Genomic DNA, 26079 nt, shown 5'->3' on the forward strand with positions numbered 1-26079 from the left:
GCGGTCAGACTCCGATCTTCTGCGCCGACCGCTCCACGGGGGGCAGCCCGATGCTCACGCCTCCCGTGGCCTTCCGCTCCTCCTGCGCGGCCCTGAGCACCGCGGTCTTCTGCTTCGCCGAGTCCTTGTCCCAGTGCGAGGCGCTGAAGGCCGAGGCGTCGTACCCCGCGACGCGCGGCCGCGCCTTCATGGCCGGGTTGAGCCAGTTCATGACGGGCTCCGTGATCCGGAGCGGCAGGAAGGCCACCGCCATGTTCAGCAGGACGTTGGCGCCGATGCGGCCGATGTGGTAGAGCTCGCGCGGCTTCAGGTACCAGCGCGCCGGCAGCTGGTACCAGCCCGGCCCCTTCTTGCCCAGCAGGATCGCCAGGACCGCGCGCGGGGTCACGTAGGTCTTCATGTTGAACTTGATGATGTCGCGCTTCAGCTCGAACTCGGAGGTCGTCTCCGGCACGTAGGGCAGCGGCGTCGTGTCGAAAATGCTCCGCGTGACCGACAGGGTGCTGTTGAAGTTGCTCCAGCCCGGCTCGATGTGGATCCGGTTGCTGTCCTTCACGTCGTTGAAGATCGGCGTGCCCGGGTACGGGATCAGGTTGTTGTACTTGGAGGCCTGCACCCGGGCCCCCTGCACGACCCTGAAGCTCGTGGCCCGGTCCGTCGCCGTCTCGGTGGGCAGCCCGAAGATCATGAACAGCGAGACGTCGAAGCCGTGCTTCTTGCCCAGCGCCACGGCGTCCAGGTGCTGCTCCACGGTCTCGCCCTTGCCGATGAGCCGAGCCAGCCGGTTGACGCCCGTCTCCATCCCGAAGCCCGCGTGCGTGAAGCCCGCCGCCGCCAGGATCGGCACCAGCTCGGGCGGGAAGTTGTCGGCCCGCGTCTGGACGGAGAACGTGCACTTCGAGTGGAGCCCCGCGTCCATGATGGCCTTGCACACCTCGGTCACCCGCCTGGCCTTGAAGCAGAAGTTGTCGTCGTAGAAGACGATCTGCTTCTGCCCGTACCGGTTGACGAGCACGTCCAGCTCCTGGACGATGCGGCCGGCGGACTTGTAGCGGTAGGTCGTCCCGGTCAGCATGCGCTGGCTGCAGTAGGTGCACTTGTAGGGGCAGCCGCGCGAGGAGGTGATGAAGGCCATGTCGTACTTGGGGTGGTCGAACAGCTCGTACGGGAACATGGGGATGTCGTCCAGTTCGGGGATCAGCGGCGCCTCGGGGTTGTGGACGATCCGCCCGTCGCGCACGAAGCTCACCCCCCGGAGCGCCGTCGGGTCGCCGGCGCCGCGGAGCGCTCGGTGGAGCTGGAGCATCACCTCCTCGCCTTCGCCCCGCACCACGTAATCGATGTTCCCGGTCCGGAGCGCCTCGTCGGGGCACGCCGTGGGATGCAGCCCGCCGGCCACCACGACCGAGTCGGGGAACTCCGCCTTGAGCATGGCGGCGAGGTGGTAGCCGCGGGCGACGTGGGCGGTCAGGCACGACAGGCCGAACAGGTAGGGCCGGTCGAGCCCGTCCACCAGCTCCCGCAGCACCGAGGGGGTGAGCGCGGTCAACTCCTCGTCGACCACGCGGCACTTGATGCCGTGCTTCGTCAGGTACGCCGACAGGCAGCCGATCGCCACGGGGATGCCCACCGGAACGTAGCGCGACAGGAACCCCCCGAACTTCTCCTGAGCCGGGTTGATGAACAGCATCGCTCCCGCGTAACGCTAGATCCCCGCCACCGGGATGTCAACACTTTCCTGGGTCATTTGCCTCAGCGGGGCGCCGGGGCCGACGCGACGCGGCACGCGCGCGCCCGTCAGCCCCGGCCGGCCGTGATGGCGTCGACGACCGCGTGGCAGATCGCGTGGTGGGTGATCTCGACGTGACCGTAGGAGCTGGAGGGAGACCAGAAGTTCAGCTCGCCCAGCCGCCGCAGCGGGTTGTCGGCCTGGAAGCCCGAGAGCGTGATGATCCGGCAAGGGGTCCGCCCCGCGGCCTCGGCGCCGCGCAGGATGTTCTCCGACTTCCCCGAGCTCGAGATGGCCACGAGCACATCCCCGGCGTCGGCGAACATCTCGATCGGCTTCTCGAACACGTGCGGGTAGCCGAAGTCGTTGCTGACGCAGGTCAGGAGCGAGGGGTCGTTGAAGGCCACGGCCCGCATGCCGCCGTTCTTCCAGTAGTCCACGGCCTGGTGGCTGGCGATGGCCGCGCTGCCGCCATTGCCGATGAAGATGACCTTGCGCCCCGCCGCGGTCTGGGTCCTGACGATGTCCACGGCCCGGGCCAGCCCCTCGTCCAGCGCCAGCGGCGCGCCGCTGGCGTCGGTCGCCTCGATCCGGGTCAGCAGCCCCGCCAGCCCGACCAGGGACTGCAGGCTCACTGGAGCAGCGCGGTGACGAACTTGAAGAGCGGCACCGGCTCCACCGGCGTCCGGTTGCCGATGATCCGGACGGCCAGGGCCCCGACGGCGTTGCCGATGAAGCCGATCACCTCCGCGGGGTAGCCCGCCGCGGCGCACGGCGCCGTCACGGAGAGGTAGGCGTCGCCCGCCCCGACGCGGTCGACGATCTCGCGCGACAGCACGGGGACGTGGTGGAACCCCTCGTGCTCCGCGTAGGCGATGCACCCGTTGTGCCCGCGCGTGATCGCGATGCGCCGGCACGCGAGGTCCTTCGACAGGTCGCGCATGATCTCCTCGAGATCCGTCCGCCGGTCGTGGGCCGCCAGGCGCACCTCGGGCTCGTCGATGCAGACGTAGTCCGCGCGCGGGTACTTGGTGACGAGGTTGAAGCCCGTGTTGGCGCTGTTGGTCTGCGCATTGACGGCGAGATAGCGCGCCTCGGCGGCCAGGCGCCCGATCAGGTCGCGGCCCAGGAAGCCGTGGCCGTAGTCGGCGACGAGGACCAGGTCGTAGCCGGACAGGGTCCCGGCCAGGTGCCGCTCCACCTGCCGGCTCACCGCCTCGGGCAGGTCCGTGTCGTCGAGGAACGAGACCTCGAACATCTTGCTCAGGAAGGCCTGCTCCACGTACCGGCGCTTGACGACCGTGCCGGTGTCCTCGCGGTAGAAGAACGCCGGCGCGATGTTGTCCTTGAGGTGGGAGCGGACGAACTCCTCCCGGGAGTCCTGCCGCCCCAGGCAGGTCACGAGGTCCACCTGGTCGCAGAAGCCGGCCACGTGGTTGGCGCAGGCGAGGATGCCCCCCGCGAACTGCTCGTCCCGCAGGAAGCGCGTGGTGACGAGCAGCTCCTTGGGGGACTTCCCCAGCGACTGCACGTAGTGGTACTCGTCGATGATGGTGTCGCCGATGACGAGGACGCGCAGGCCCCTCAGCTCCCGGAGCAGCCCGATGATCTCGTCGGCGGAGTGGCGCCGGCGGAAGTCGCGAAGGAAGGACTGGGACTCCTCGGGGTACACGTCGAAGTGGACGTTGAGGAGCCCCGAGCTGCTGAAGGTGATCTCGGTCGTGAAGTGGATGCGGCCCCCCAGCTCCTCCACGGCCCGTCGCTCCTCGACGATCTGGCCCGTGAGGTCGTCGCCCGCGTCGGCGTAGTCGCTGCCCTTGACGTAGACGGCCGGCTCGAGCCGCCGGATCGCCTCGATCGCCGTGGGCCACTCGTTGACCGCCACGTAGTCCACGCTCTCGAGCGCCGCGATGGACTCGGCCCGCAGCCGCTGGTTGAACACCGGACGGCCCGGGCCCTTGTTGACGAAGCGGTCCGGCGTCACGGTGACCACCAGCACGTCGCCCTCCGCGCGGGCGGCCTCGAAGTGGCGGATGTGCCCCGGGTGGAGCAGGTCGAAGACCCCGTGGCACTGCACCACCCGCCTGCCCCGGGCGCGGAGGGCCCGGAGCGTCAGCGCCAGGTCGTCCAGGCTCTTGACCTTCCGCTCCGGCGTCGGCGTCATCGGGGCGGCGTCACGCCTGTCCGAGATACCGGAACCAGTCGCGGGTGGCCACCTCGATGCTCTCGGGCGTCCACAGGGGCGCCGCGCGCCAGTCGTCGATCCGCTCCAGCAGGACCCGGACGCCCTCCTCGATGGAGACCTTCGGCCGCCAGCCGAGCCGCTGGCAGATCTTGCCGATGTGGGCGTGGGTCCGGTCCGGCTCCCCTGGCCGTCTGGGCACGTGGACCGCCTCCCCCTGCAGGAGCTCCACCACGCGGTTCACCGTCACGGGGCTCCCGGTGCCCACGTTGAACACCTCGCCTGCCGCCTCCGACTCGGCCGCCGTGACGAAGGCGTCGGCCACGTCGCTCACGAAGGTGAAGTCGCGGGCCTGCGTGCCGTCGCCCACGACCGTGAACGGGCGCCCCCGGAGCTTCTGGGCGAGGAACACGCCGAACACGGCGCCGTAGGTCCCCGAGGTCCGGGCGCGCGGACCGTACACGTTGAAGAGGCGCAAGCTCACCACCGGAAGCCCGTAGACCCGGCCCCAGTGCAGCACGCACTGCTCCCCCAGGAGCTTGGTGAGGGCGTAGGGATACTGCGGGCGCAGGGGCGCGTCCTCGGGCGTGGGGAAGCGGTCGGGGATGCCGTAGCACGAGGAAGAGGCCGCGTAGCAGAAGCGCCGCACCCCGGACCGCCGCGCCGCCTCCAGGACGGCCACCGTCCCGTCCACGTTGGCGCGGTGGTAGTCGAGCGGCCGCTCGATGGACGGTACGATGTCGGCGAGCGCTGCCAGGTGGAAGACCCAGTCGGCTCCCTCGAAGAGGGCGCCCAGCGGCTCCGGCTCGGCCACGTCCACCCGCTCGAGCCTCACGTGCGCGTCCCCGGCCCTGTGCGCCAGGTTCTCGGCGCGTCCCGTGGCGAGGTTGTCGAGCACCAGGACCGAGTGCCCGTCGGTCGCGAGCCGGTCCACGAGGTGACTGCCGATGAACCCGGCGCCGCCCGTCACGATTGCCCGCATGCGGGAATCTTACCCCAACGGCCGGGCCCCGCAATCAAATCATGGCGAGCGGAGCGCGCGCGCTGGCGTCGCCCGGCCCGCCGGCGGCGCGCCGCCCGCGACCGAAGGGACGGGCCGGCCCACCCGGCGATACACCTCGTAGGAGTAATAGGGGTACTCCCCGACGCGGTCGACCTTCTCGAAGCGCTCCGCGAGGAGCGCCCCCATCCGCGCCACCTTCGGCCGGTTGACCTCGGGGTGCTTGTGGAAGCCTTCGGCGAACTCGTTGAAGCCTTCCGGGGAGATGACGGCGTAGTCGGCCTCGACGCCGAGCCACCGCTCCAGCTGCGGCATGCCGTAGTAGCCGCTGCGCATCGTCGCCCAGTTGTCGTCGTCCCTCACCGCCAGCGTATCGTAGTTGGCGATCTGCTGGAGGTGGGTGGGGGGCAGGCCGGACAGATAGAAGACGTCGACCTGGCCGAAGAAGAAGACCCGGGCCTCCCGGGGCACCAGGCGAGCCAGGTGCTCGCCCGCGAGGCGGGCCCGGCGCATCGGATCGGCCGCGCGCCAGACCCCCAGCGGAAGGAGCGGGTTGCGGTTGTAGTAGATCGGCAACACCAGCACGGCGGCCAGGGCGGCGGCGAGGACCATCCGGGCGCGCGGCGTGAACCCGGGATCCACAGCCAGGCGGCTCGCCAGGTAGCCGAGGACGAGCGTGAGCAGGGGCGCCAGCGAGGCGATATACAGCCCGATCCACTTGAAGTTGATCCGGAAGAACACGAACAGGCAGGCCAGCACATAGAGGAACAGCATCGCGAGCAGGGACACCCGCCGGTCGATGAGATAGACGCCGCGCCAGCCCGCGCGGCGGCCGCGCCACAGGGCGAGGCAGAGGATCCCGGCCACGGCGAGGACGAGGAACTCGTAGCGGCGCGCGAGATGCACCAGGGCCTGCAGCTGGAACCCGACGCCCTGGTAGGGCCGCGCGTCGAGCACGGCGAAGGGGACGTACCCCAGCGGGCGGACGAGCTGGCCCACGAAGGGCATCGAGGCCAGGAGCTTCAGACGCCGGAGGTCCCACAGGAAGAAGGCGAGCGGCGGCAGGATCATGACGGCCCCGACGAGGAGCCGTTCGCCCCGGCTCCGGGCGCGCCGCACGGCGCAGACGAGCACCACCGGGAGCAGCAGCCACATGTGAGTCCGCAGGAAGAAGAGGGAGCCCAGGACTGCCGCGCCGGCCACGTTGCGCAGGGGCGTCTCCGCCCCGAGCCACACGAGCAGGCCGGCGACCATGGTCATCGCCGTCAACGCATGGTAGTGGGCGGTCGCGTAGTAGCCCACGATCGCGCCCTGGGCGGCGAGGAAGGCCGCCGCGAGGAGCCCACACAGGTCGCCACCGAGCCGCCGCCCCAGCATCGCCGTCAGGAGAACGAGCGCCACGCCGAAGACGACGCTCGTCATGCGGGCCACGAGCAGATCTCGGCCCCACCAGGCCTGGGTGGCCCCCAGGACGTAGTAGGCTCCTGGCGGCCGGTGCCCCACCATGTCGTCCTGGTAGAGGCTGATCTCCCCCGCGGCGGCGAGGTAGCCGAAGAAGAGGGCCGACGTCTCGTCGTGGTACGGCACGAGCACGCGGGCCGCGTAGACGGCCTGCGCGAGAAACGCGGCCGTGATCAGAGCGAGCCCGAGCGTGAAGATCCGTGCCGGACGCGTCGCCGGGACCATCCGAGGGTCATCCGCAGGCGGGCTGCTGGCCAGGGCACCGTCAGTCACCCGCGCACGCTAGCAGGCGGGCATGGGCCAAGTCAATTGCGAGGCCGTCGTTGGATGGTACACGGCTCCGCCTCCGGTCCTACCGGGGGCGGAGCCGCGTCAGGCCGCGGGTGGCGAAGAACGCCGCGAAGGCCACCAGCGACAGGCCGCTCACCCAGAGCCCGGCGAGCAGGCTGCGGGCCCGGCAGCGGAGCTCCACAAGATGCGTCCCGGCCGGTACCTCCACCGCCATGAAGACCGCGTTGGCGCGCAGGAGTGGCGCCGGGCGACCGTCCACGCGGGCCTCCCACCACGGGTGCCGGCGGACACCCAGGAAGACGTGGGCCGGCGTCTCCGCCTCGACGCGGAGCCGTACCTCCTCCCCCCGCGCGATCTCCACCTGCGTGACCCGCCCCGACTGGCGCGTCTCCCGCCGCGGGCCGTCCGCGTCGAGCGCGCCCAGCCTCGGTCTCGTCTCCTCCCGGCAGCCGCCCGCCGAGAAGGCGCCGAGCGTGTCCTGGGTCCGGACGACCCGCTCCGGGACGTGGAAGCGGGGCTGCGTTCCGTCGACCCGGTAGAGCCGGAAGCCGTCCTGCTCGGCGAGGAGCCTCGCGTGGGCGTCGAACCAGCCGGCGCAGTGATCGGGATCGGAGACGTCGGTGCGGCGGTAGGCATAGTCCCAGCCCCGGTGCCGCAGGACGTAGCGGATGGCGAAGATGTCGGCGAGCCCGGGATGCAGGGTCGCGTGGGACTCGAGCGTGCGGAACATGTAGCCGGCCCCCCGCTCCCAGAAGAAGAGATCCGTCATCGCGCGGTTGTCGGCCACGAGGCTCGAGTAGCCCGTGGTGATGGGAATGCCCGCCAGCATGGTGGCGTTGGGGAGGAGCCGGAAGGCGTTCTCGGCCCCCGCCGGCGAGGCGCGGGTCCGTCGGAGGGACACGGCGCCCCGGTGGAAGAAGAAGGGGATGTCGAGGTGGAGGCGGTGGGAGATCCAGTCGGGGGCATCCGCCTGGAGCGCGCGCTCCAGCGGGTGAGGGCGGAAGATCCCCAGCGTCTGGAGCGTGGTGAGGGACTGCTCGCGACCGCGCTCGAGGAACGCGATGCCGTCCGACGAGGCGAGCAGCGCCAGCGTGAGGACGAGGCTGCGGGGGATCCAGCGCGCGCGCAGGCCCCCGGGCGGCAGGGGCCGCCGCGTCGCGAGGAGGTAGGCGGCCACCGCCGCGAGGGCGGCTGCGAGGAAGACGTTGTGGTTGGTGACGTTCTGCCTCAGGGCCGGGAGGTACTGAGCGATGAACGGCTCGGGCCGCTGGTAGGCCTCGGCGAAGCCCCGCTCCACCACGCGCGCGAGGAGCGGGCTCGCGCTCCAGGCGGCGGAGCAGGCGAGCACGGCGGCCAGGAAGACGATGTAGCCCCAGCAGAGCCGCCGCGAACGCGGGAGTGCCAGCACGGTGTCCACGCAGAGCACCGTGGCGAAGAGGCTCAGCAGCACCGTGAGCCGGCCGTACGGCACGCTCATGCCGAGGTGGACGTAGTAGAGGAGCCCGACGCCGGCCGTCGTCGTGGTGGCCAGCGCAATGGCCACGTACGGGACCTTCCAGAAGAGCCGCGACGGTCCGAACAGCGTCCCGAAGGCCGCCGTGACGGTGACGACGATGCCCTGATACGCCGTGAAGGACTCCCAGAGCGACCAGCCATCGCGCCAGACGGGCCACCAGGGGATGCCCGGAGTCTCGCGGAGGGCCAGCGGCTCCGGGAAGACGCCGCCGACGAGGCTCGGGTAGAGCAGGCGCAGGGCGTAGAAGACGGGCACGCGCTGATGGGCGGGGTGGAAGGCCACGCTGAGCCGGGGCTCGTCCACGGCGGCGATCCTGAGGCTCTCGAGGAGCGGCATCAGGTGCGCCGCGCTCAGGAGCCCGGCCACGGCGCCGCCGGCGCAGAGCGCGCCCAGGCCGAGGAGCCGGCGCCCCCGCCCGGCCGCGAAGAGGGCGAAGCCCAGGTAGAGGTAGATCGAGTAGAGCGTGAACTGGAGCTGCCCCCAGGTGAGCTGGAACCACAGGAGCAGGGCAAGCCAGCCCACCGTGCGGACCCAGCTGGGGCGCGAGATGCGCGCCAGCAGGAGGAGGGTCCACGGGATGGCGGCGAAGTGGAAGGAGGTGGAGAAGAACACGTACGCGGTGAACACCCCGCCCGAGAAGAGGTAGAGCGTGGCAGCCCACAGCGCGACGACCGGCCGGCCGGGCCAGAGGGCGCGCGCGAGCAGGTGGAAGCCGTGGAAGGCGGCCAGGAGCTCGAGGAAGGAGAAGACGCTCATGAACCAGATGAAGCCGCCCCGGTCGAGCCACCAGCCGGCCAGGAGGTGCAGCGGGCTCAGCGCGAAGTTGGGGTTGCCCACCAGCGGCATGCCGCCCCAGAGGAAGGGGTTCCAGACCGCGAGCCGGCCCTGCTTGAGCTCGGCGAAGAAGCGGTCGAAGAGCGGGTAGACGAGATCCAGGTTGTCGGCGCTCTCGACGGAGAAGGCCTGCGCCGCCCACCAGAGGTCGCGGAAGAAGAGCGCCAGCACCGCGAGCGGGGCGAGGAAGAGGACCGCGTCGAGGGCGCGCGACCCGGCGGCGTCGCGGCCGGCCAGCGTCTCCCTCTCGGTCATCGCGCGAGCTTCGGGTCCAGCAGATCGCGGAGCCCGTCCCCCAGCAGGTTGAGCCCGAGCACGGTCACCGCGATGGCGCCGCCGGGAAAGATCGCGAACCAGGGGTTCATGCCGAGGAAGGCCTGGGCCTCACGGAGCATGAGCCCCCAGGACGGGTGCGGCGGCTGGGTGCCGAGCCCGAGATAGGCGAGCCCCGCCTCGGCGAGGATGGCGACGGGGAAGCTGATGGTGGCCTGCACGATGAGCGGCGACAGCGTGTTGGGCAGGATGTGGCGGGCGATGAGGGCCGCGTCCCCGGCGCCCAGCGCGCGGGCGGCCACCACGAAGTCCCGGTCGCGGAGCTCCAGGAAGGCCGCCCGGGTGAGCCGCGCGAAGACGGGGAGGAAGGCCACGCCGATGGCCACCATGCTGATGGTGATGCTCGGGCGGAAGACCGCCGTGATCAGGAGCGCCGAGAGGATGGCCGGGAAGCCCTGGACGGCGTCCATCAGACGCATGAAGCCCTCGTCGAGCCACCCGCCGAAATAGCCGGAGAGCATGCCGAGGAGCACGCCCACGCCCATGCCGAGCCCCACCGCGATCACCCCCACGAGGATGGAGGTGACGGCCCCGCTCATGATGCGCGAGAGCAGGTCGCGCCCGAACTGGTCGGTGCCGAGGAGGTGGTCGGCGGAGGGGCCCTGCAGCCGGCCGCTGATGGACATCTCCAGCGGGTCCCGCGGCGTGTAGACCAGGCTCAGCGCGGCGGTTCCCAGCAGACAGAGCGTGACGGCCAGCCCCAGCGTGAACGTCACGTGCCGGAGCGGCCGCCGCCGCCGGGACGGCGCTCGGTCACTCATAGCGGATGCGGGGGTCGAGGAGGCCGTAGAGGACGTCCACCGCCACGTTGATCGTCACGATCACCGAGGCGACGAAGAGCACCACGCCCTGCACCACGGGCAGGTCCCGGGCGGTGATGGCCCCCAGCGCCAGGCGCCCCAGCCCCGGGAGGTAGAAGACCGACTCCAGGATGATGCTCCCCGCCATGAGCTGGCCGAGCTGGACGCCCGCCACGGTGAGCACCGGGATCATCGCGTTGCGCAGCGTGTGGCGGAAGAGCACCGCGCGCTCGGCGACCCCCTTGGCGCGGGCCGTCTTCACGTACTCCTCGCGCAGCACCTCCAGGATGGCCGAGCGTGTCGTGCGCGCCAGCACGGCGAACTGGAAGAGCCCGAGCGCCACGGCCGGCAGCAGGAGGGACTTGAGCGCGGGCAACAGGCCTTGAGCCCAGCCGTCGAAGCCGCCGGACTGGAACCAGCCGAGCCGCACCGAGAAGAGGAGCACCAGCAGAAGGCCCGCCCAGAAGCCCGGCACGGCCACCCCCACCTGCGAGAGCGTCATCGTGAGGTAGTCGCCCCAGCGGCGGTGCCTGGTCGCCGCGAACACGCCCAGCGGGATGGCGGCGAGGATCATCAGGCCGCCGGCCATGAGCGTGAGCGGCAGCGTCACCGGGAGCCGCGAGAGGATCAGGGCGCCCACGGGCACGTCGTACTGGATGGAGCGGCCGAGATCGCCCGTGAGCGCCCGGCCGATCCACTCGAGATACTGCACCGGGATGGGCCGGTCGAGCCCCATGGCCTCGCGGAGCCGGCCTGCCGCCTCGGGGCTGGCCTCGGTGCCCATGATGAGCAGCGCGGGATCGCCGGGCAGGATGCGCACCACCACGAAGACGAGGATGGACACGAAGAGGAGGGTGGCCAGCAACGCGGCCGCCCTCCTCAGGATGAAGCGACGCAAGCCTGTCGGCTGCCTTCGGCCCCGCCTACTTCTGCCAGGCCACCTCGGACAGGTCCAGTGCCGTGGTGGGCAGGTCCTTCCAGAGCCCGGTGAGGCCCTTCTTGGCGGCCACGAGGCGCGGGTACATGTAGAGCCAGACCACCGGGGCCTCCTCGGCCAGCATCTTCTGCATCTTCACGTACAGCTCCCGCCGCTTCTTGTCCTCCAGCGTGGCCTCGGACTCCTTGAAGAGCTTCTGGAACTCGGCGTTGTCCCAGCGGAAGTAGTACTTGGGGTTGGCGTAGTTGTTGATGTCCCAGGGCTCGCCGTGCCCGATGATGGTCAGATCGTACTCGGGGCTCGTGCAGGGTGGCAGGCAGTAGACGCGCCCCAGCCACTGGCCCCACTCGATCTGCTCCATCTTCACCCGGATGCCCACCTTGGCCAGCTGGCTGACGATGACCTCGCCCGTGCGCACCGTGTAGTAGTACTGCGGCGCCACCTTCAGCACGGCGTCGAAGCCGTTGGGGAAGCCCGCCTCGGCCAGGAGTTTCTTGGCCCTGGCGGGGTCATGGGACTTCTCCTTCGACAGGTCCACGTAGTAGGGGTTCAGCGGATCCACGTTGGAGCCGAGCACCTTCCCGTAGCCGAAGACCGCGCCCTTGAGCACCTCGTCCTTGTTGATCGCATGCGTGATGGCGAGTCGCACGCGCTTGTCGGAGAAGGGGGCCTTGGCGTTGTTCATGGCGAGGATCACGTCGTTGGTCGTGTCCCCGGTGATCACCTGGAAGCGTGGGTCCTTCTTGAGGTCGGGCGCGTTCTCGGGGCCGATCCCGAAGGGCGACACGTCGATGTCCCCCGCCCTGAGGGCGGCCAGCGCCGAGTTCGGGTCCGGGATGAAGCGGAAGGTGACCTTGTCGAGACGCGGCAGCCCCTTGATCCAGTAGTCCTTGTTCCGCGCGAGCACCAGCCGGTCGCCGCGCTTCCACTCGGCGACCGTGAACGGGCCCGTGCCGATGGGCGCCGTCTTGAGCGTGTCCACGGCCTCCCGCGGATAGATCACCGAGCCCGGGCGCGCCATGGTCAGGAGGAAGTTGGAATCGATGGCCTTGAGCGTGAGCGTGACGGTGTGGGTGTCCTTGACGATGATATTGGTGATGCCCAGGTAGCGGGGGCGGTGCGGGTGCTTGGTCTCCGGGTTCATGGCCCGCTCGAGCACGAACTTCACGTCCTCGGCGCGCATCTCCCGCCCGTTGTGGAACCGGACGCCCTTCTTGAGGAAGAAGGTGTAGTTGAGGTTGTCCGTGGTGTACCAGCGCTCGGCCAGCCACGGCACCAGCTTGCCGTGCTTGTCGAGCTTCACCAGGCTCTCCTGGACGTTGTAGTGGATCGTGTTCTGGATGGCGGTGGCCGGGCTCGCCGTCATGTCGAGCCCCGGTGGCTCCGCCGCGGCCTGCACCACGAGCGTGCCGGCCTGCTGCTGGGCCTGGGCCGCAGGCGAGCCCGCGACCAGTGCGGCGAGCGCCAGAGCGAGCGCCAGCATCACGCGCCAGAGACTCATCGCTTTCCCCCCATGAAGAAGTCCACCGTGCGACGCAGCCCCTCGTCGAAGGTCACGAGCGGCTCGTAGCCGAAGTCGCGCTTGGCGCTGCCGATGTCGGCCAGGGTGTGCGGCACGTCCCCCACCCGGCGCGGCAGGTGCCTCCGCCGGAGCGGGGTCCCCAGCAGCCCTTCCAGCATGGCGATCATCCCGAGGAGGGTGATCCGGCTGCCGCACCCCACGTTGTACGACTTGCCGGAGACGGCCGCGGCCGGCGCCCGCGCCGCCAGCAGGTTGGCCGAGACCACGTTGTCGATGTAGGTGAAGTCCCGGGACTGGGTGCCGTCGCCGTGGACCTGGAGCGGGCGGCGCCCCAGGCCCCAGAGGATGAAGCGCGGGATCACCGCGGCATACTCGCTCTTGGGGTCCTGGCGGGGGCCGAACACGTTGAAGTACCTGAGTCCCACCGTCTCCACGCCGAACAGCCGGCTCCACACTCCCGCGTAGATCTCCCCCGCGACCTTGGTCGCGGCATACGGGGAGATCGGGGAAGTGGGCTGCTCCTCGCGCTTCGGCAGATCGGGACGCTCGCCGTAGACCGACGAGGACGAGGCGTAGACGATGCGCGGCTTCCGACGCTCCGCGGCGGCGGCGTGGAGCAGATGGAGGAAGCCGGTGACGTTGGAGGCGTTGGCGCCCAGCGGATCGGCCACGGAGCGCGGCACGGAGCGCATGGCCGCCTGGTTGAAGACCACGGAGGCGCCGGCCACCGCCCGCTTCACCGCCGCGAGATTGACGAGGTCCCCACGCATCACCTCGAGGCCCCGGTCGCCTCGCGCGAAGTCGAGGTTGGCCCGGCTCCCGGTGGAGAAGTTGTCGAAGACCCGCACCCGGTAGCCGTCGGCGAGGAGCCGCTCCACCAGGTGGGAGCCGATGAAGCCCGCTCCGCCGGTCACCAGCGCGAGTGATTTCCTTGTCATCTCAGGCGCGTGAACGCGCCCAATTATGGTGGCGGGGCGCCGGAATTGTCAATCTTGGGTTCGCGGTCGGAGCGCCCCGGGAACGCCGCAGCACGGTTTGACAAGCGGGGTCCCCGCGGCTAGGATGTGGCCCTCGTGTCACAGTGACCCCCCTGCTCCGCCCCGACGAGGTAAGGAGGCTGCCATGCGTCCCCCCCTCACGGCTGTCACCGCGCTGCTCCTCACGCTCGGACTCGCCGCCCCGGCGGCGCTCGACGCGCAGACCAAGGACGACACGATCGTCTACGCGCTCCAGTCGGACATCGCCACGTGGGACCCGCCCAACGACGTGCTGCGCGAGGCCATCATCCTCGGCTACCACGTCTTCGACCACCTGGCCGCGCGCGACGTCAAGACCGGTCGGGTGGGCGCGAACCTGGCCACCTCGTGGAAGGCCCTGGACGACACGACCTGGGAGGTCAAGCTGCGGCGGGGCGTCAGGTTCCACGACGGCACGCCGTTCGGCGCCAAGGACGTCAAGGCCACCTTCGAGCGGGTGCTAGACCCCAAGAACAAGCTCACCGCCCGCGGCAACCACGCCAAGATCAAGAGCGTGGAGGTCGTGGACGACTCCACGGTCCGCTTCAAGACCGACGGCCCCTACCCCCTCTTCGTCGAGCGCATGACCGCGCAGGTGATGCAGTCGGCCAAGGTCATCGCCGAGAAGGGCCATGAGTGGATGCAGGAGCACCCGGTCGGCACCGGTCCCTACAAGCTCGTGAAGTGGAGCCGGAAGCAGGAGCACCTGCTCGTCCGCAACGACGAGTACTGGGGGCCCAAGCCCCACTTCAAGTACGTGCGCATCCGCATCATCCCCGAGCAGGCCACGCAGATCGCCGAGCTCCTCTCGGGGGGCGTCGATGTGATCAAGGCCGTGCCGCCCGACCAGATGGACGTCATCAACAAGTCGGGCACCTCCCGCACGACCACCTCGCCCATCCTCCGCACCGCCATGCTCCAGCTCGACCAGTCGGGGCGCGGCGGGCCGAACCCCTTCCAGGACCGGCGGGTGCGGCAGGCGGCCAACCTGGCCACGGACATCGACGGTGTCATCAAGCACGTGCTGAACGGCCTCGGCGACCGCACCGCGACCGGGGTCAACCCCATGGCCTTCGGCTGGGACCAGACCCTCAAGCCCTACAAGCAGGACGTGAGCCGCGCCAAGAAGCTCCTGGCCGAGGCCGGCTTCCCGAACGGCCTGGACATCACCTTCCACGAGGGCCCACCCGTCGTCGAGCCGGCCACGCAGCAGACCAACGACGCCATCGTGAGCGATCTCACGAAGGCCGGCTTCCGCGTCAAGCGCAACTACACGGGCGACAACACGGTGTTCGTCGCCCGCGTGAAGGAGAACAAGGCGAGCCCCATGTTCAACTGGTCCTGGGGCTACTACTCGATCTTCGACGCCGACGCCATCCTCTACGACGTGTTCAAGTGCGGCGAGACGTGGAGCTATTACTGCAACAAGGAGCTGGACGACCTGATCCACGCGGGGCGCTCCAGCCTCGACCCGAAGAAGCGGGCCGAGATCTACGTCAAGGCCCAGAAGCTCCTCTTCGACGATGCCGCCTACCTGTACAAGTGGGGCCTCCGCGGCGTCTGGGGGGTCTCGAACCGCATCGAGTACGCGGCGCCGCGCGACGAGATCGACCGCATGTTCCTCGCGACCCCGCGCAAGAAGTAGCGGGAACCTCTCCGGCGCGGGGCGGCCCCCCACCCCGCCCGCTCCCCGTGCTCGGGGGAGCGGGCGGCCGGGGCGGCCCCGCCGGCACTTCCCCCGGATGCGGCGCTACATCGCTCGTCAGCTGCTCCAGCTCGTCGTCGTCCTCGTCGGCATCTCCCTCCTGGCCTTCTCCATCCTCCACGTCATCGGCGACCCCGTCCTCCTCCTCCTGCCCCAGAACGCGGGCAAGGAGGAGTACGAACGCTACCACCGGCTGCTCGGCCTCGACAAACCACTCCACATCCAGTACTGGAAGTTCGTCAGCCGGGCCGTCCAGGGCGATTTCGGCAAGTCCTGGTACGCCGACACGCCGGCCTTCGCGCTGGTGCTCGAGCGTATGCCCCCCACCGTCTACCTCACCTTCGCCGGGCTGGCCGCGGCGATGCTGATCGCCCTCCCACTCGGGATCCTGGCCGCGCTCAAGCGTCACTCCTTCGTGGACAACCTCTGCACGATGCTCGCGGTGGCGGGCCAGGCGGTCCCCATCTTCTGGCTCGGCATCATGCTCATCATCGTCTTCGCCGTGCGGCTCAAGGCGCTGCCCGCCTCGGGCTACGGGACCTGGCAGCACTTTCTGATGCCCGCCTTCAGCCTCGGCACCTTCCTGGCGCCCATCACGATGCGTCTGGTGCGGTCCGGCGTCATCGAGGTCATGAACATGGAGTACATCAAGACGGCCCGGGCGAAGGGCGTGGCCGAACGGATGGTGGTGGTCAAGCACGCCTTCCGCAACGCCTGCATCCCGGTCATCACGGTGGTGGGGCTGCAGTTCGGCCAGCTCCTGGGCGGCGCCATCGTGACGGAGACCGTCTTCGCCTGGCCCGGGGTGGCGACGCTCACGGTGGAGTCCATCCGGAACCAGGACTTCCCGGTGGTGCAGTGCGCCGTGGTGCTGCTCGCCCTCGTCATCGTCACGGTCAACCTCATCGTGGACATCATCGTCGGCGTGATCGACCCGCGGATCCGGGTCGGCGGATGAGTGCGACGGGGACGGAGACGGGAGCGGCCGTGGCGCCGGGCGACCTCGCTCGCGCGGGGCTCCCCGGCGCGATGCACGGCTCGCTGCGCCGCCTGTGGCGGCTCAAGTGGGGCGTGGCGGCGGCGGTCATCATGGCGGCGATCGTGGGCGCCACCGTGCTGGCGCCCTGGCTGGCGCCGCACGACCCCATCAGCGTCAACATCCGCCACCGGCTCGCTCCGCCCGCCTGGATGGAGGGGGGCGGGCTCACGCACCCGCTGGGGACCGACCAGGTGGGCCGCGACCTCCTCTCACGGGTGATCTACGGAGGGCGGGTGTCGCTGGTGGTGGGCGTGGCGGCCGTGCTCCTGTCGGCCACCATCGGCGTGCTGCTGGGGCTCGGCGCCGGCTACTTCGGATCGCGCGTGGACTGGATCATCATGACGGGGGTCAACGTCATGCTGACTTTCCCGTTCGTGCTTCTGGCCCTGGCGGTGATCGCCGTCCTCGGCCCGAGCCTGCCGAACATGATCGCCGTGCTGGGCGCGGCCGGCTGGCCGATCTACGCCCGCGTGGTGAGGGCGGAGACGCTGTCCATCCGCGAGCGCGACTTCGTCGTGGCCAGCCGGGCGCTGGGCACGAGCCACCTTCGTATCGTGTTCCGGCAGATCCTCCCCAACCTGGTCTCCGCCGTCGTCGTGATCGCGACGCTCCAGGTGGCCCAGGTGATCATCCTGGAGTCGTTCCTCTCCTTCCTGGGGCTCGGGGTCCAGCCGCCGACGCCCGCCTGGGGCAACATGCTGGGCGAGGGGCGCGTCTACATGCTCAACTCGTGGTGGATCGCGGCCTTCCCCGGGCTCGCGATCTTCGTGACCACGCTCGTGATCAACCTCATGGGCAATGCGCTGCGCGACTGGCTCGACCCGCACATGAAACTCTAGTCGGGCGAGCCGCAGGCGAGGCGAGCGGAGATGACAATCCCCCGAGCGGAGCAACCCGGCGTGATGGGACTACTTGTAGCCGGAGCCAGCCTGCCTGTACTCCTCGCGGGGCGGCGAGAAGATGTCCAGCACGAGGGCCCGCGTGCCGGGGAGGGCGCGGCCGCCGTGGAGGACGTTGGGCGGTGTCTGCCAGAAGTCTCCGGCCTTGACGTGGTGCTCGACGCCGTCCTGGATGCGGATCCACTCGCCCTCGAGGCAGACCCCCCACTGCTCGTTGGGGTGAGAATGCACCGGCGAGGCCGAGCCCGGCTCGATCTCCACCACCGAGAGCATGAGGTGTACGCCGGGGAAGACGCGGGCGCGGATCCCCTCGGTGAGCTGGCGCGGGATGCCGCCCGTCGTGATGTTGTGAAAGCGCTGCGCGTCGTCGCCCATGGGCGGCTCCTTTATCCTCAACATGCCTGGCGGCATGTTGACCGTGGGCCAACTCGATCGGGACCACCGGCCCGCCCCATCCCCCGCCCCCAGCCGCGCCATGCCTGGCGGCATGTTGACCGTGGGCCAACTCGATCGGGACCACCGGCCCGCCCCCGGTCGCCCATCGCGTATCATACCCTGGAGGCTCTGCCTTGAGAGTGTTCCTGGCCATGCTGTCCCACGAGACGAACACGTTCAGCAACGTGCCCGCCGATCGGGCCCAGTTCGAGGCGCGCAGCCTCCACTACGGGGACGACGTCGTGGAGGCCTTCCGCGGCACGGGCACCTGCCTGGGCGGCATGATCGAGGCGGCCGAGCGGCGGGGCGTCCGCCTCGTCCCCTCGGTGGCCGCCGCCGCCTCGCCCGCCGGGTGCGTCACGAGCGAGATCTACGCGCACGTCAGGACCCGCCTGCTCGCCGATCTCCGGGCCGCGGGCGCCGTGGACGGCGTGCTCCTCGATCTGCACGGCGCCATGGTGCCCGAGGGGATCGACGACGGCGAGGGCGACGTCATCGAGGCGGTGCGCCAGGCAGTGGGGCCGCACGTCCCCATCGCCGTGACGCTGGATCTGCACGGCAATCTATCCGAGGGGATGGTCAGGGGCGCCGATCTCCTCCACGGGTACAAGACCTACCCACACGTGGACATGGCGGAGCGCGGTGTGGAGGCCACGGAACGGCTGCTCGACGCAATTGCCGGGCGTATCCGGCCCACGGCCGCGCACAGGAAACCGCCGCTCTTGCCGCCGCTGGGCAACCAGGGCACGGCGCGCGGCCCGATGCGGCGCCTCTACGATCTGGCCGGCGAGATGGAGAAGGACCCCCGGGTGATCTCCATCTCGGTGTTCGCGGGCTTCCCTCACGCCGACATCCCCGACGCGGGGCTCGGGATCTACGTGGTCACCGACGGAGACCAGGCGCTCGCCGGAGAGCTGGCGGACCGCCTGGCCGCCGTCGCGTGGGAGCACCGCCACGAGTTCATCCACCACGGCGCTCCCGTCCCCGAGGCGGTGCAGCGGGCGCTCCGTGCCGAGGGGCGCCCCATCGTGCTCGCCGACATGGCGGACAACACCGGTGGCGGCGCGGCCGGCGACGGCACCGAGATCCTCCGCGAGCTGCTCCGGGTGGGCGCGCGCTCCGCCGTCGTGGCCTGCCTCTGGGATCCGCTGGCCGTCCGCGAGTGCGCGCGAGCCGGGGTGGGCCAGAGCGTGACGCTGGAGGTGGGCGGCAAGGTGGACGACAGGCACGGCGCCCCGCTGCGCGTCACGGGAGTGGTGCGGACGCTGTCGGATGGCCGCTTCGTCCACAAGGGCCCCATGGCGCGGGGGCTGCCGGGGCGGCTCGGCACCACCGCGGTGCTCGACGTCAACGGCGTGAAGATCATCCTCATCTCCCATCGCTGGCAGACGCTGGACCCCGAGATGATCCGCTTCGTCGGGCTGGACCCGCTCGAGGACAAGATCCTGGTGGTCAAGTCCACCATCCACTACCGCGCCGCCTTCGAGCCCCTCGCCAGCGAGATCATCGAGGTCGACGCTCCGGGGCTGTCCTCGTCGAACCTCGAGCGCTTCGACTTCAAGCGCCTCCGGCGGCCCATCTTCCCTCTCGACCGGGAGGCGACCTACCCATGACCCGCCGCCTCGCCCTCTGCGCCGTTGCGGTGTTCACGGCCGGCGCCGCCGCAGGGCTCCTCGCCGGGAGCGCGCTGTCCGCGGCCGGGCCGCGGATGTGGGCCGACGTGCTCCTCACGCGGACGACGAGCGAGATCCCGCGCAAGGTCTCCCTCCGGGTCAACGACGATCACTGGGACCCCGGGGCCGAGGGCGGCTGGCACCGGCACCCCGGGCCGACGATCCTCTACGTCATCGAGGGCGAGCTGTCGGAGGCCACCCGGCAGGGCACCAATACGCTCAAGCGAGGGCAGGCCGTCTGGCGTTCAGCGAGCCACGAGCACAATGTCAGGAACCCCGGGCCGGGTCCGGCGCGGGCACTGGCGATCCACCTCGACCCGGCCCACTGAGCAGAGCGAGGACATCCGCAATGGCGTTCCCGGACTTCACGGCGGCGGACTTCAAGGTGTTCGAGATCGAGGGCTTCGCTCCCCGCATGGAGGCCATCAGGCGGCGCCTCCGCCCGAAGCTCGAGGCGGCGGGCCGTGCGCTCCTGCCGGACGTCACGCGCGTCGGCGGCGCACAGGCCTTCGCGCACGTGGCCCGGCACGCCCGCCGCACCGTGAACCCGCCGGACGACACCTGGGTGGCCTTCGCCGTGGACCGGCGCGGATACAAGAAGCATTGCCACTTCAAGGTCGCGCTGTCGCGCGGGGCCCTGCGCTTCCTCTTCGAGGCAGGCCCCGAGCACGCCGCGAAGAAGCGCTGGGTGGCGGCGTGGAAGCGGGACGCGCCCAAGGTGGTGCCCGTCTTGAGGCGCGCCAGGGGACTCGCGTGGTTCAGGAACGAGCACGATGACGCTCCCGCTGCCGTCCTGAGCGACCTGCCGGGGGACGCGGTCGCCCGCCTTGGCGAGGAGCTGCTGCGGAGGCGTGACGGGCAGCTCGTCCTGGGCCGCGCCGTTCCAGCCGAGGAGGCCGCACGGTGGAGGCCGGGGGACTGCGCGCGCGTCGCGCGGGAGACGTTCCACCTGCTCGCTCCGCTGTACAGGCTGCGATAGTGGACAGCGCGGCGATCTTCGACATGGACGGGGTCCTCATCGACAGCGGCGTCTGGCACCGGGCCGCCTGGCAGGCCCTGCTCGCCGAGCTGGGAGTGCCGCCGGCGCGGCCCGACTTCTGGAGGCTCACCATCGGGCGGCCCGCCGAGGAGGCGGTGCCTCTGCTCCTCGGCAAGACGCTGTCCGGCAGCGAGGCGTGGCGCCTCGCGCGGCGCAAGCGCGATCTCTATGTGGGGCTCGCCCGCCAGGGGCTCCGCGCCGTGCCCGGCGCGCCGGCCTTCGTCGAGTCGCTCGAGCGCCGGGGCGTGCCCCGCGCCGTGGGAACCTCGGCCTCACGGCCGGACGTCGAGCGCATGCTCGGCGCCGTCGGGCTCAGGCGTCACTTCGACGTGGTGGTCACCGCCGAGGACGTGCGACGCGGCAAGCCGGATCCCGAGGTCTACGCGCTCGCCGCACGGCGGCTCGGGGCGACGCCGGACGCCTGCCTGGTGTTCGAGGACTCGGTAGTCGGCGTCGAGGCGGCGCGCCTGGCGGGTATGCGCGCCATCGGGGTCACGACGGCGTACGGCGAGGAGGAACTCCGTGCCGCCGGCGCACTTGCGGTCGTCGCGGATTTCGAGGGGCTCCAGTGGGAAGCGATCGCCCGGCGGTGAGCACCCCGGGGTTCTGGGAGGCGCTCTACGCCTCCCGGAGCGACGGCTGGGAGCTGGGCCACCCCGCCCCGCCGCTGACTTCCTGGCTCTCCGCAGGCAACGCGTTTCCGGCGGCCCGCGCCGGGCCTGCCTCCGTCGCAGTTCCCGGCTGCGGCCGCGGACACGACGCGCGCCTCCTCGCCCGCGCGGGCTACCGCGTCTCGGGCTTCGACTTCGCGCCCGCCGCGATCGCCGAAGCGCGGGCGCTGGCCCAGGCCGACGGCGTCGAGGTCACCCTCGAGCAGCGGGACGTCTTCACGCTGGCGGGGGACTGCGAAGGCCTCTTCGACGGGGTGTGGGAGTACACGTGCTTCTGCGCCATCGAACCGGCCCGCCGCGAGGAGTACGCGCGGGTGATTCACGCCATCCTGCGGCCCGGCGGCCGGCTGCTCGCCTGCTTCTATCCGCTCCGCGAGGGCACCGACGGGCCTCCCTTCCCCGTGTCGGTGGCGGAGGTCGAGCGCGTGCTGTCCCCGCACTTCGGCATCCTCGAGGCGGGGCCGCCGGCGGAGTCGGTGGAGCGCCGGCGCGGCCTCGAGTGGCTGGTGCTCGCCCACCGCCTCGGGTGACGGATCCCGCCGGCCCGGCGCCCACCGGGTCCGGAGAGGGGGCCCGCCCTCCGGACCCCGGCGCCTCGCGGGTAGTGGATTCCGAGAGTTCCATCAGCGGGCCAGCGCCACGCAGATGACGCCGACCACGACGACGGCGGCGCCGACGAGCCGCCGGCCCAGCTGCCTCTCACCGAGCCACAGCCGGCCGATGAGCACCGAGAGCACGATGGAGATCTCCCGTGAGGCGACGACGTAGCCCGCCTTGGAGAGCGTGAAGGCGAAGAGCACGAGGAGATAGCTCGTCAAGTTCATCGTGGACGCGATCAGGATCGTGCGCCAGTTGAGCTGCCACTCGCGGCGGAGGGCCCCGCGGCGCGCGAGGACCGGCACGGCCAGGAGCAGGCTCATGGCGACCCCCATGACGGCGAGGTACGGCACGGGGTGGAGCCGCGCGACACCCGCCTTGTCCACCAGCGAGTACGACGCGATGGTCACGCCGGTCACCAGCGCCCAGCCCGCCCCCGCGCCGAGGTGGCGGCGCACCCTCGCCGCGCCACCCGCCGCAGCGGGACCGGCCGTGATCGTGACGATGCCCAGCACGACGAGGGCGATTCCCGCCGCCCCGAGCGGCGACAGCCGCTCTTCCAGCACGAGGAGCGCCCCCACCGGCACCAGCGCCACGCCCAGGCCCCGCGCGATCGGATACACGAGGGACAGCTCCCCCGTGGCATAGGCCTTCCCGAGCGCGAAGAAGTACGCGGCGTGCACGACCGAGGTCGTCACGAGGTACGGCAGCGCCGCCGCCGGCACCCCGGCGTCCGGCAGGTACGCGATCCCGAAGGGCGCGAGGAGCACGGTCGCCAGCGACAGGGAGGACCAGAGGAAGGCCAGCTGATCGCGTGCCCGCTTGGTCAGCGCGTTCCACCCCGCGTGGAAGAGCGCGGCGGCGAGGACGAGCGCGAGCGCGGAGGCGGGCATCCGCGCCAGTGTAGGCGCCGCGCCGCCGCCCCACAAGCGGCCGCGCGCGAGCGGGCGGGCGGTTGACCGTCTCCGGGAGCCCGTGCTAAGGTTGGCCACCTTTCCGCCGCCGTGGTCATCCGTGCGCGGGCATCCACTGCCCGAGGGAGGTCGGACCATGATCGCTCTCCGCGTCGCGCTGACCCTCATGCTCGTGGGTGCCCTGGCACTGCTGGGCGGCTCTCTGCAGCCGGCCTGGGCCCAGACGATCAAGATCGGCGTCCTCTTCGATCAGAGCGGCCCGTTCTCCGCGGCCGGATCGCTCAACTGCTGGCGCGGGGCCAAGCTGATCATCGACTACGTGAACGAGCGCGGCGGCGTGCTCGGCAAGCACAGGATCGTCCGCGTGGACGGCGACAGCCAGTCCAAGGCGGAGGTCGCCATCAACGAGGCCGAGCGGCTGCTGAACGTCGAGAAGGTGGACATCCTGGCCGGCATCTACTCCAGCGCCCACGCCGTGCCGCTGGCCGAGAAGGTGGACAAGCAGAAGAAGTTCCTCTGGATCACGACGGCCATCTCGGATGCCGTCTTCAAGGACCGGAACCTGCAGTACGTGTTCCGCCCTCAGCCCAACGGTGGGCTCTTCGGCGCCGTCTCGGTCCAGTACATCGCGGCCAACTCGCAGGAGAAGCTCAAGAAGGCGGCCAAGGACCTCCGCGTCGCCGTGATCTACGAGGATGGCCCCTACGGGGCCGGCGTCGCGGCCTCCAACGAGGCCGAGGCCAAGAAGCTCGGCATGCAGGTGGTGCTCAAGGAAGGCTACTCCGTGAGCGCCCCCGACCTGTCGTCCCTGGTGACCAAGCTCCGCGCGGCCCGGGTCGACGTGCTCTTCCACACCGGGTACAACCCCGACATCGCCCTCTTCCTCCGCCAGGCCAAGGAGCAGGGCCTGCGCGTCAAGGCCTACATGGGGCACGGCGCGGGGCACAGCCAGCTCGACAAGCTCAAGGAGGCCTTCGGCAACGAGATCGAGGCCTTCCATACCGTCGATCCGGTGGCCTCCCAGCTCCTGGACCCGAAGACGCTCAAGCCCGGCGTGGGCGCCCTCACCGCCGAGATGGTCAAGCGCTACAAGGGCGAGTTCGAGCCCAACATGGCGGTGGCCGCCATCGCCCCGCACGTATCCATGGGCTTCAATAACCTCTGGATCCTGCTCAACGACGTCCTGCCCCGGGCCATCCAGAAGCACGGCGGGTGGAGCCCTGAGGCGCTCGCCAAGGCCGCTCGGGAGACCGACATCCCCGAGGCCGGCACGATGATGGGGTATGGCGTGAAGTTCTTCGGCGAGGGGCACCCCATGCGCGGCCAGAACGGGCGCGCCTTCCCGGTGGTATTCCAGGTCGTGGCAGGGAAGTTCGAGGTCGTCTACCCCAAGACCGTCGCCACCGCCGCGCCCATCCTGCCGCTTCCGGCCGCCTCGCCGTGGGCGGCCCGCTGAACTGAACTCCACCCGGCGCCGGGGGCGGAACCTTCCCCGGCGCCGGCACCCCCTCCGCCCCGTGCTGACCGTCTCGGGCCTGACCAAGCGGTTCGGCGGCTTCACCGCCCTGAGCCGGGTGTCGTTCGACGTGGCCGAGGGAGAGATCCTCGGTCTCATCGGCCCCAACGGCTCGAGCAAGACCACCATCTTCAACTGCATCTCGGGCGCCTTTCCGGCCACGGCCGGCTCCATCCGGTTCAGGGGCGATGAGATCTCCGCCCTCACGCCCGACAAGATCTGCCACCGCGGCATCGCCCGGACGTTCCAGATCCCGCGCCCCTTCCGCAAGCTCACGATCCTGGAGAACGTCGCCGTCGCCGCCCACTACGGGAGCAACGAGCGCGGCACGGAGGGCGAGGCGCGCGGCCGCGCGCGCGAGGTGCTGGCGCTGGTGGGCCTGCCCACCGACGACGGCGCGTCCACGGCGCTCCTGGGCGCCGCGGGGCTGAAGAAGCTCGAGCTGGCCCGGGCGCTCGCCACGCGGCCGACGCTGCTGCTGGCCGACGAGATCCTCGGCGGCCTCGATCCCGGCGAGATGGCCGCCGCCGCGGACATGCTCAGGCGGATCCGTCACGAGCTCAGGATCACCATCGTCTGGGTGGAGCACATCATGGCCACCCTCATGCGGGTGGTGGATCGCGTCGTGGTGCTCGACCACGGCGAGAAGATCGCCGAGGGCCGGCCGGTCGACGTGGCGGAGGATCCGAAGGTCATCGAGGCCTACCTCGGCGAGAAGATCGTGCTGGCATGAGCCTGCTGGAGCTGCGCGGCGTCACCGCGGGCTACGGTGAGTTCACGGCCCTGTGGGGCGTGAGCCTGCGCGTGTCGGCCGGCGAGGCCGTGGCCGTGGTGGGGCCCAACGGGGCCGGCAAGACCACGCTCATGCGCGTCATCTCGGGACTGGTGCCGCCGCGCGAGGGCGATCTCACCTTCGACGGCCAGTCGCTCGTGCGCCGGCCGGCCCACGAGATCGTGGCGCACGGGATCGCGCACGTCCCCGAGGGGCGCCGGATCTTCCCCATGCTGACGGTGGCCGAGAACCTGAAGATGGGCGCCTTCCTCCCGAGCGCCCGCCGCGACTACCGCAACAGCCTGGGGCGCGTCTACGCGCTCTTCCCGGTGCTCGCGGAGCGGCAGAAGCAGCGCGCGGGGAGCCTCTCGGGCGGCGAGCAGCAGATGCTCGCCATCGGGCGGGCGCTCATGTCGCGCCCCAGGATCATCCTCCTGGACGAGCCGTCCCTGGGGCTGGCGCCGGTGATGGTCCTGCGCCTCTTCGATCTGATCCGACGCGTGCGGGAGGAGGGCTACACCATCCTGGTCGTGGAGCAGAACGTCCGCCAGGTGCTGAAGCTCGTGGACCGCGCCTACCTCCTCGAGGTGGGGCGCATCAAGATGGAAGGCCGCGCCGACGACCTCTCCGAGCAAGACTTCGTCAGGAAGGCCTATGTGGGCATCTGATTGGCGAGGCGCAGCGGCAGGCGAGCCGAGCGGATATGGAGACCTCCCGAGCGGAGCGAGGGCGCGAGCGTGATCGAGCCGTGATCGATCCGATCTTCATCGCGGAGGCGGCGCTCAACGGCCTCCTGCTGGGCGGGGTGATGGCGCTCCTGGCGCTGGGCCTCAACCTGATCTTCGGTGTCCTCGACATCGTCTGGATCGCCTACGTGGAGCTCGTCATGCTGTGCATGTACCTGGTCTACTTCCTGGTGACGGGCTACGGCTGGCCGATCTGGCTCGGCGGGCTCGCCTCGGTGGCACTCGGGGCCGTCCTGGGTGTCGCCGTGCACCTGCTGATCATCTCCCCGATCCTGACCAGCGCCGCCATCAACCAGTTCCTGGCCACAGGCGGGCTCCTCTTCTTCCTCCAGTCCTTCGCCACCTTTCTCTGGACCACCGACCACCGGACGGTGCGCCTGAATCTGCCCATCATCGAGGTGGCCGGGATGTTCCTCTCCTTCGCTCGGCTGATCGCCTTCGTCGTGGCGATC

24 protein-coding genes are annotated in these 26079 nt (G+C 70.6%); 12 read left to right on the forward strand and 12 right to left on the reverse strand.

Translation table 11 applies throughout. The annotated features are described in order from the left end of the window. Positions 1-4: 4 nt before the first annotated feature. The 10 genes from HYV93_10980 to HYV93_11025 all read right to left on the reverse strand — a co-directional run bounded on the left by HYV93_10980 (position 5) and on the right by HYV93_11025 (position 13543). Entirely contained in the window at positions 5-1690 is a 1686-nt protein-coding gene (locus HYV93_10980; GenBank protein ID MBI2526499.1) for a B12-binding domain-containing radical SAM protein, read from the reverse strand. Between the two features lie 107 nt (positions 1691-1797). Then, complete coding sequence (locus tag HYV93_10985) at positions 1798-2364, reverse strand: SIS domain-containing protein (protein ID MBI2526500.1); 567 nt, start codon at positions 2362-2364, stop codon at positions 1798-1800. After that, a complete protein-coding gene (locus HYV93_10990) occupies positions 2361-3893 on the reverse strand; it encodes an adenylyltransferase/cytidyltransferase family protein (GenBank protein ID MBI2526501.1) in 1533 nt (510 codons plus the stop codon). The genes HYV93_10985 and HYV93_10990 overlap by 4 nt, the downstream gene beginning before the upstream one ends. 10 nt (positions 3894-3903) lie before the next feature. Beyond that, positions 3904-4893, reverse strand: coding sequence for an SDR family oxidoreductase (locus HYV93_10995; protein ID MBI2526502.1), 990 nt, complete (start codon positions 4891-4893; stop codon positions 3904-3906). A 39-nt stretch (positions 4894-4932) separates the two neighbouring features. Next, entirely contained in the window at positions 4933-6597 is a 1665-nt protein-coding gene (locus tag HYV93_11000) for a hypothetical protein (protein MBI2526503.1), read from the reverse strand. 127 nt (positions 6598-6724) lie between these two features. Next, entirely contained in the window at positions 6725-9268 is a 2544-nt protein-coding gene (locus HYV93_11005) for a hypothetical protein (GenBank protein MBI2526504.1), read from the reverse strand. Continuing rightward, positions 9265-10107, reverse strand: a complete 843-nt coding sequence (locus HYV93_11010; GenBank protein ID MBI2526505.1) for an ABC transporter permease — start codon at positions 10105-10107, stop codon at positions 9265-9267. Before HYV93_11010 ends, HYV93_11005 begins: the two co-directional genes overlap by 4 nt. After that, positions 10100-11044 (reverse strand): ABC transporter permease, encoded by a 945-nt coding sequence (locus HYV93_11015; protein MBI2526506.1) that lies wholly within the window; start codon positions 11042-11044, stop codon positions 10100-10102. The genes HYV93_11010 and HYV93_11015 overlap by 8 nt, the downstream gene beginning before the upstream one ends. A 25-nt stretch (positions 11045-11069) precedes the next feature. Then, positions 11070-12584 (reverse strand): ABC transporter substrate-binding protein, encoded by a 1515-nt coding sequence (locus tag HYV93_11020; protein ID MBI2526507.1) that lies wholly within the window; start codon positions 12582-12584, stop codon positions 11070-11072. Next, positions 12581-13543, reverse strand: a complete 963-nt coding sequence (locus tag HYV93_11025) for an NAD-dependent epimerase/dehydratase family protein (GenBank protein MBI2526508.1) — start codon at positions 13541-13543, stop codon at positions 12581-12583. Before HYV93_11025 ends, HYV93_11020 begins: the two co-directional genes overlap by 4 nt. A 184-nt stretch (positions 13544-13727) precedes the next feature. On the opposite strand from HYV93_11025, the gene HYV93_11030 reads away from it, so the two are divergent. The 3 genes from HYV93_11030 to HYV93_11040 all read left to right on the forward strand — a co-directional run bounded on the left by HYV93_11030 (position 13728) and on the right by HYV93_11040 (position 17204). Next, the gene (locus HYV93_11030; protein MBI2526509.1) at positions 13728-15266 is read left to right on the forward strand and encodes a hypothetical protein; all 1539 of its coding nucleotides are present in this window, start codon (positions 13728-13730) and stop codon (positions 15264-15266) included. A gap of 97 nt (positions 15267-15363) precedes the next feature. Further along, entirely contained in the window at positions 15364-16284 is a 921-nt protein-coding gene (locus HYV93_11035) for an ABC transporter permease (GenBank protein ID MBI2526510.1), read from the forward strand. A 71-nt stretch (positions 16285-16355) separates the two neighbouring features. After that, positions 16356-17204, forward strand: a complete 849-nt coding sequence (locus tag HYV93_11040) for an ABC transporter permease (protein MBI2526511.1) — start codon at positions 16356-16358, stop codon at positions 17202-17204. Positions 17205-17273: 69 nt separating this feature from the next. On the opposite strand, the gene HYV93_11045 is transcribed toward HYV93_11040, so the two are convergent. Beyond that, positions 17274-17639, reverse strand: coding sequence for a cupin domain-containing protein (locus tag HYV93_11045; protein ID MBI2526512.1), 366 nt, complete (start codon positions 17637-17639; stop codon positions 17274-17276). Between the two features lie 194 nt (positions 17640-17833). On the opposite strand from HYV93_11045, the gene HYV93_11050 reads away from it, so the two are divergent. From HYV93_11050 to HYV93_11070, 5 genes are read left to right on the forward strand one after another with little or no spacing between them, the layout of a single operon-like run. Continuing rightward, on the forward strand, positions 17834-19312 hold the full coding sequence (locus tag HYV93_11050; protein ID MBI2526513.1) for a M81 family metallopeptidase: 1479 nt from the start codon (positions 17834-17836) through the stop codon (positions 19310-19312). Beyond that, on the forward strand, positions 19309-19701 hold the full coding sequence (locus tag HYV93_11055) for a cupin domain-containing protein (GenBank protein ID MBI2526514.1): 393 nt from the start codon (positions 19309-19311) through the stop codon (positions 19699-19701). The genes HYV93_11050 and HYV93_11055 overlap by 4 nt, the downstream gene beginning before the upstream one ends. Before the next feature lie 20 nt (positions 19702-19721). Continuing rightward, a complete protein-coding gene (locus HYV93_11060; protein MBI2526515.1) occupies positions 19722-20351 on the forward strand; it encodes a DUF1054 family protein in 630 nt (209 codons plus the stop codon). Beyond that, positions 20351-21004, forward strand: a complete 654-nt coding sequence (locus tag HYV93_11065) for an HAD family phosphatase (protein MBI2526516.1) — start codon at positions 20351-20353, stop codon at positions 21002-21004. The genes HYV93_11060 and HYV93_11065 overlap by 1 nt, the downstream gene beginning before the upstream one ends. Further along, a complete protein-coding gene (locus tag HYV93_11070; protein MBI2526517.1) occupies positions 21001-21612 on the forward strand; it encodes a methyltransferase domain-containing protein in 612 nt (203 codons plus the stop codon). The genes HYV93_11065 and HYV93_11070 overlap by 4 nt, the downstream gene beginning before the upstream one ends. A 93-nt stretch (positions 21613-21705) precedes the next feature. Here the strand turns inward: HYV93_11070 and HYV93_11075 are convergent, their stop codons facing one another. Next, a complete protein-coding gene (locus HYV93_11075; protein ID MBI2526518.1) occupies positions 21706-22572 on the reverse strand; it encodes an EamA family transporter in 867 nt (288 codons plus the stop codon). A 187-nt stretch (positions 22573-22759) separates the two neighbouring features. Between HYV93_11075 and HYV93_11080 the strand changes: the two genes are divergently transcribed. The 4 genes from HYV93_11080 to HYV93_11095 form a co-directional block, all read left to right on the forward strand. After that, positions 22760-24049, forward strand: coding sequence for an ABC transporter substrate-binding protein (locus tag HYV93_11080; GenBank protein MBI2526519.1), 1290 nt, complete (start codon positions 22760-22762; stop codon positions 24047-24049). Positions 24050-24110: 61 nt separating this feature from the next. Continuing rightward, entirely contained in the window at positions 24111-24842 is a 732-nt protein-coding gene (locus HYV93_11085) for an ABC transporter ATP-binding protein (protein MBI2526520.1), read from the forward strand. After that, positions 24839-25549 (forward strand): ABC transporter ATP-binding protein, encoded by a 711-nt coding sequence (locus HYV93_11090; protein MBI2526521.1) that lies wholly within the window; start codon positions 24839-24841, stop codon positions 25547-25549. The genes HYV93_11085 and HYV93_11090 overlap by 4 nt, the downstream gene beginning before the upstream one ends. Before the next feature lie 80 nt (positions 25550-25629). Continuing rightward, the coding region (locus HYV93_11095; GenBank protein ID MBI2526522.1) for a branched-chain amino acid ABC transporter permease at positions 25630-26079 on the forward strand (450 nt) is incomplete at its 3' end.

The sequence above is a fragment of the Candidatus Rokuibacteriota bacterium genome, assembly GCA_016188005.1.
In the GTDB taxonomy this organism is placed as follows: domain Bacteria; phylum Methylomirabilota; class Methylomirabilia; order Rokubacteriales; family CSP1-6; genus UBA12499.

Coding starts and splice junctions, on each gene's coding strand:
- HYV93_10980 (MBI2526499.1), bottom strand. CDS start 1,690: ATGCTGTTCATCAACCCGGCTCAGGAGAAGTTCGGGGGGTTCCTGTCG.
- HYV93_10990 (MBI2526501.1), bottom strand. CDS start 3,893: ATGACGCCGACGCCGGAGCGGAAGGTCAAGAGCCTGGACGACCTGGCG.
- HYV93_10995 (MBI2526502.1), bottom strand. CDS start 4,893: ATGCGGGCAATCGTGACGGGCGGCGCCGGGTTCATCGGCAGTCACCTC.
- HYV93_11000 (MBI2526503.1), bottom strand. CDS start 6,597: ATGGTCCCGGCGACGCGTCCGGCACGGATCTTCACGCTCGGGCTCGCT.
- HYV93_11005 (MBI2526504.1), bottom strand. CDS start 9,268: ATGACCGAGAGGGAGACGCTGGCCGGCCGCGACGCCGCCGGGTCGCGC.
- HYV93_11010 (MBI2526505.1), bottom strand. CDS start 10,107: ATGAGTGACCGAGCGCCGTCCCGGCGGCGGCGGCCGCTCCGGCACGTG.
- HYV93_11020 (MBI2526507.1), bottom strand. CDS start 12,584: ATGAGTCTCTGGCGCGTGATGCTGGCGCTCGCTCTGGCGCTCGCCGCA.
- HYV93_11025 (MBI2526508.1), bottom strand. CDS start 13,543: ATGACAAGGAAATCACTCGCGCTGGTGACCGGCGGAGCGGGCTTCATC.
- HYV93_11030 (MBI2526509.1), top strand. CDS start 13,728: ATGCGTCCCCCCCTCACGGCTGTCACCGCGCTGCTCCTCACGCTCGGA.
- HYV93_11035 (MBI2526510.1), top strand. CDS start 15,364: ATGCGGCGCTACATCGCTCGTCAGCTGCTCCAGCTCGTCGTCGTCCTC.
- HYV93_11040 (MBI2526511.1), top strand. CDS start 16,356: ATGCACGGCTCGCTGCGCCGCCTGTGGCGGCTCAAGTGGGGCGTGGCG.
- HYV93_11045 (MBI2526512.1), bottom strand. CDS start 17,639: ATGGGCGACGACGCGCAGCGCTTTCACAACATCACGACGGGCGGCATC.
- HYV93_11055 (MBI2526514.1), top strand. CDS start 19,309: ATGACCCGCCGCCTCGCCCTCTGCGCCGTTGCGGTGTTCACGGCCGGC.
- HYV93_11060 (MBI2526515.1), top strand. CDS start 19,722: ATGGCGTTCCCGGACTTCACGGCGGCGGACTTCAAGGTGTTCGAGATC.
- HYV93_11075 (MBI2526518.1), bottom strand. CDS start 22,572: ATGCCCGCCTCCGCGCTCGCGCTCGTCCTCGCCGCCGCGCTCTTCCAC.
- HYV93_11080 (MBI2526519.1), top strand. CDS start 22,760: ATGCTCGTGGGTGCCCTGGCACTGCTGGGCGGCTCTCTGCAGCCGGCC.
- HYV93_11090 (MBI2526521.1), top strand. CDS start 24,839: ATGAGCCTGCTGGAGCTGCGCGGCGTCACCGCGGGCTACGGTGAGTTC.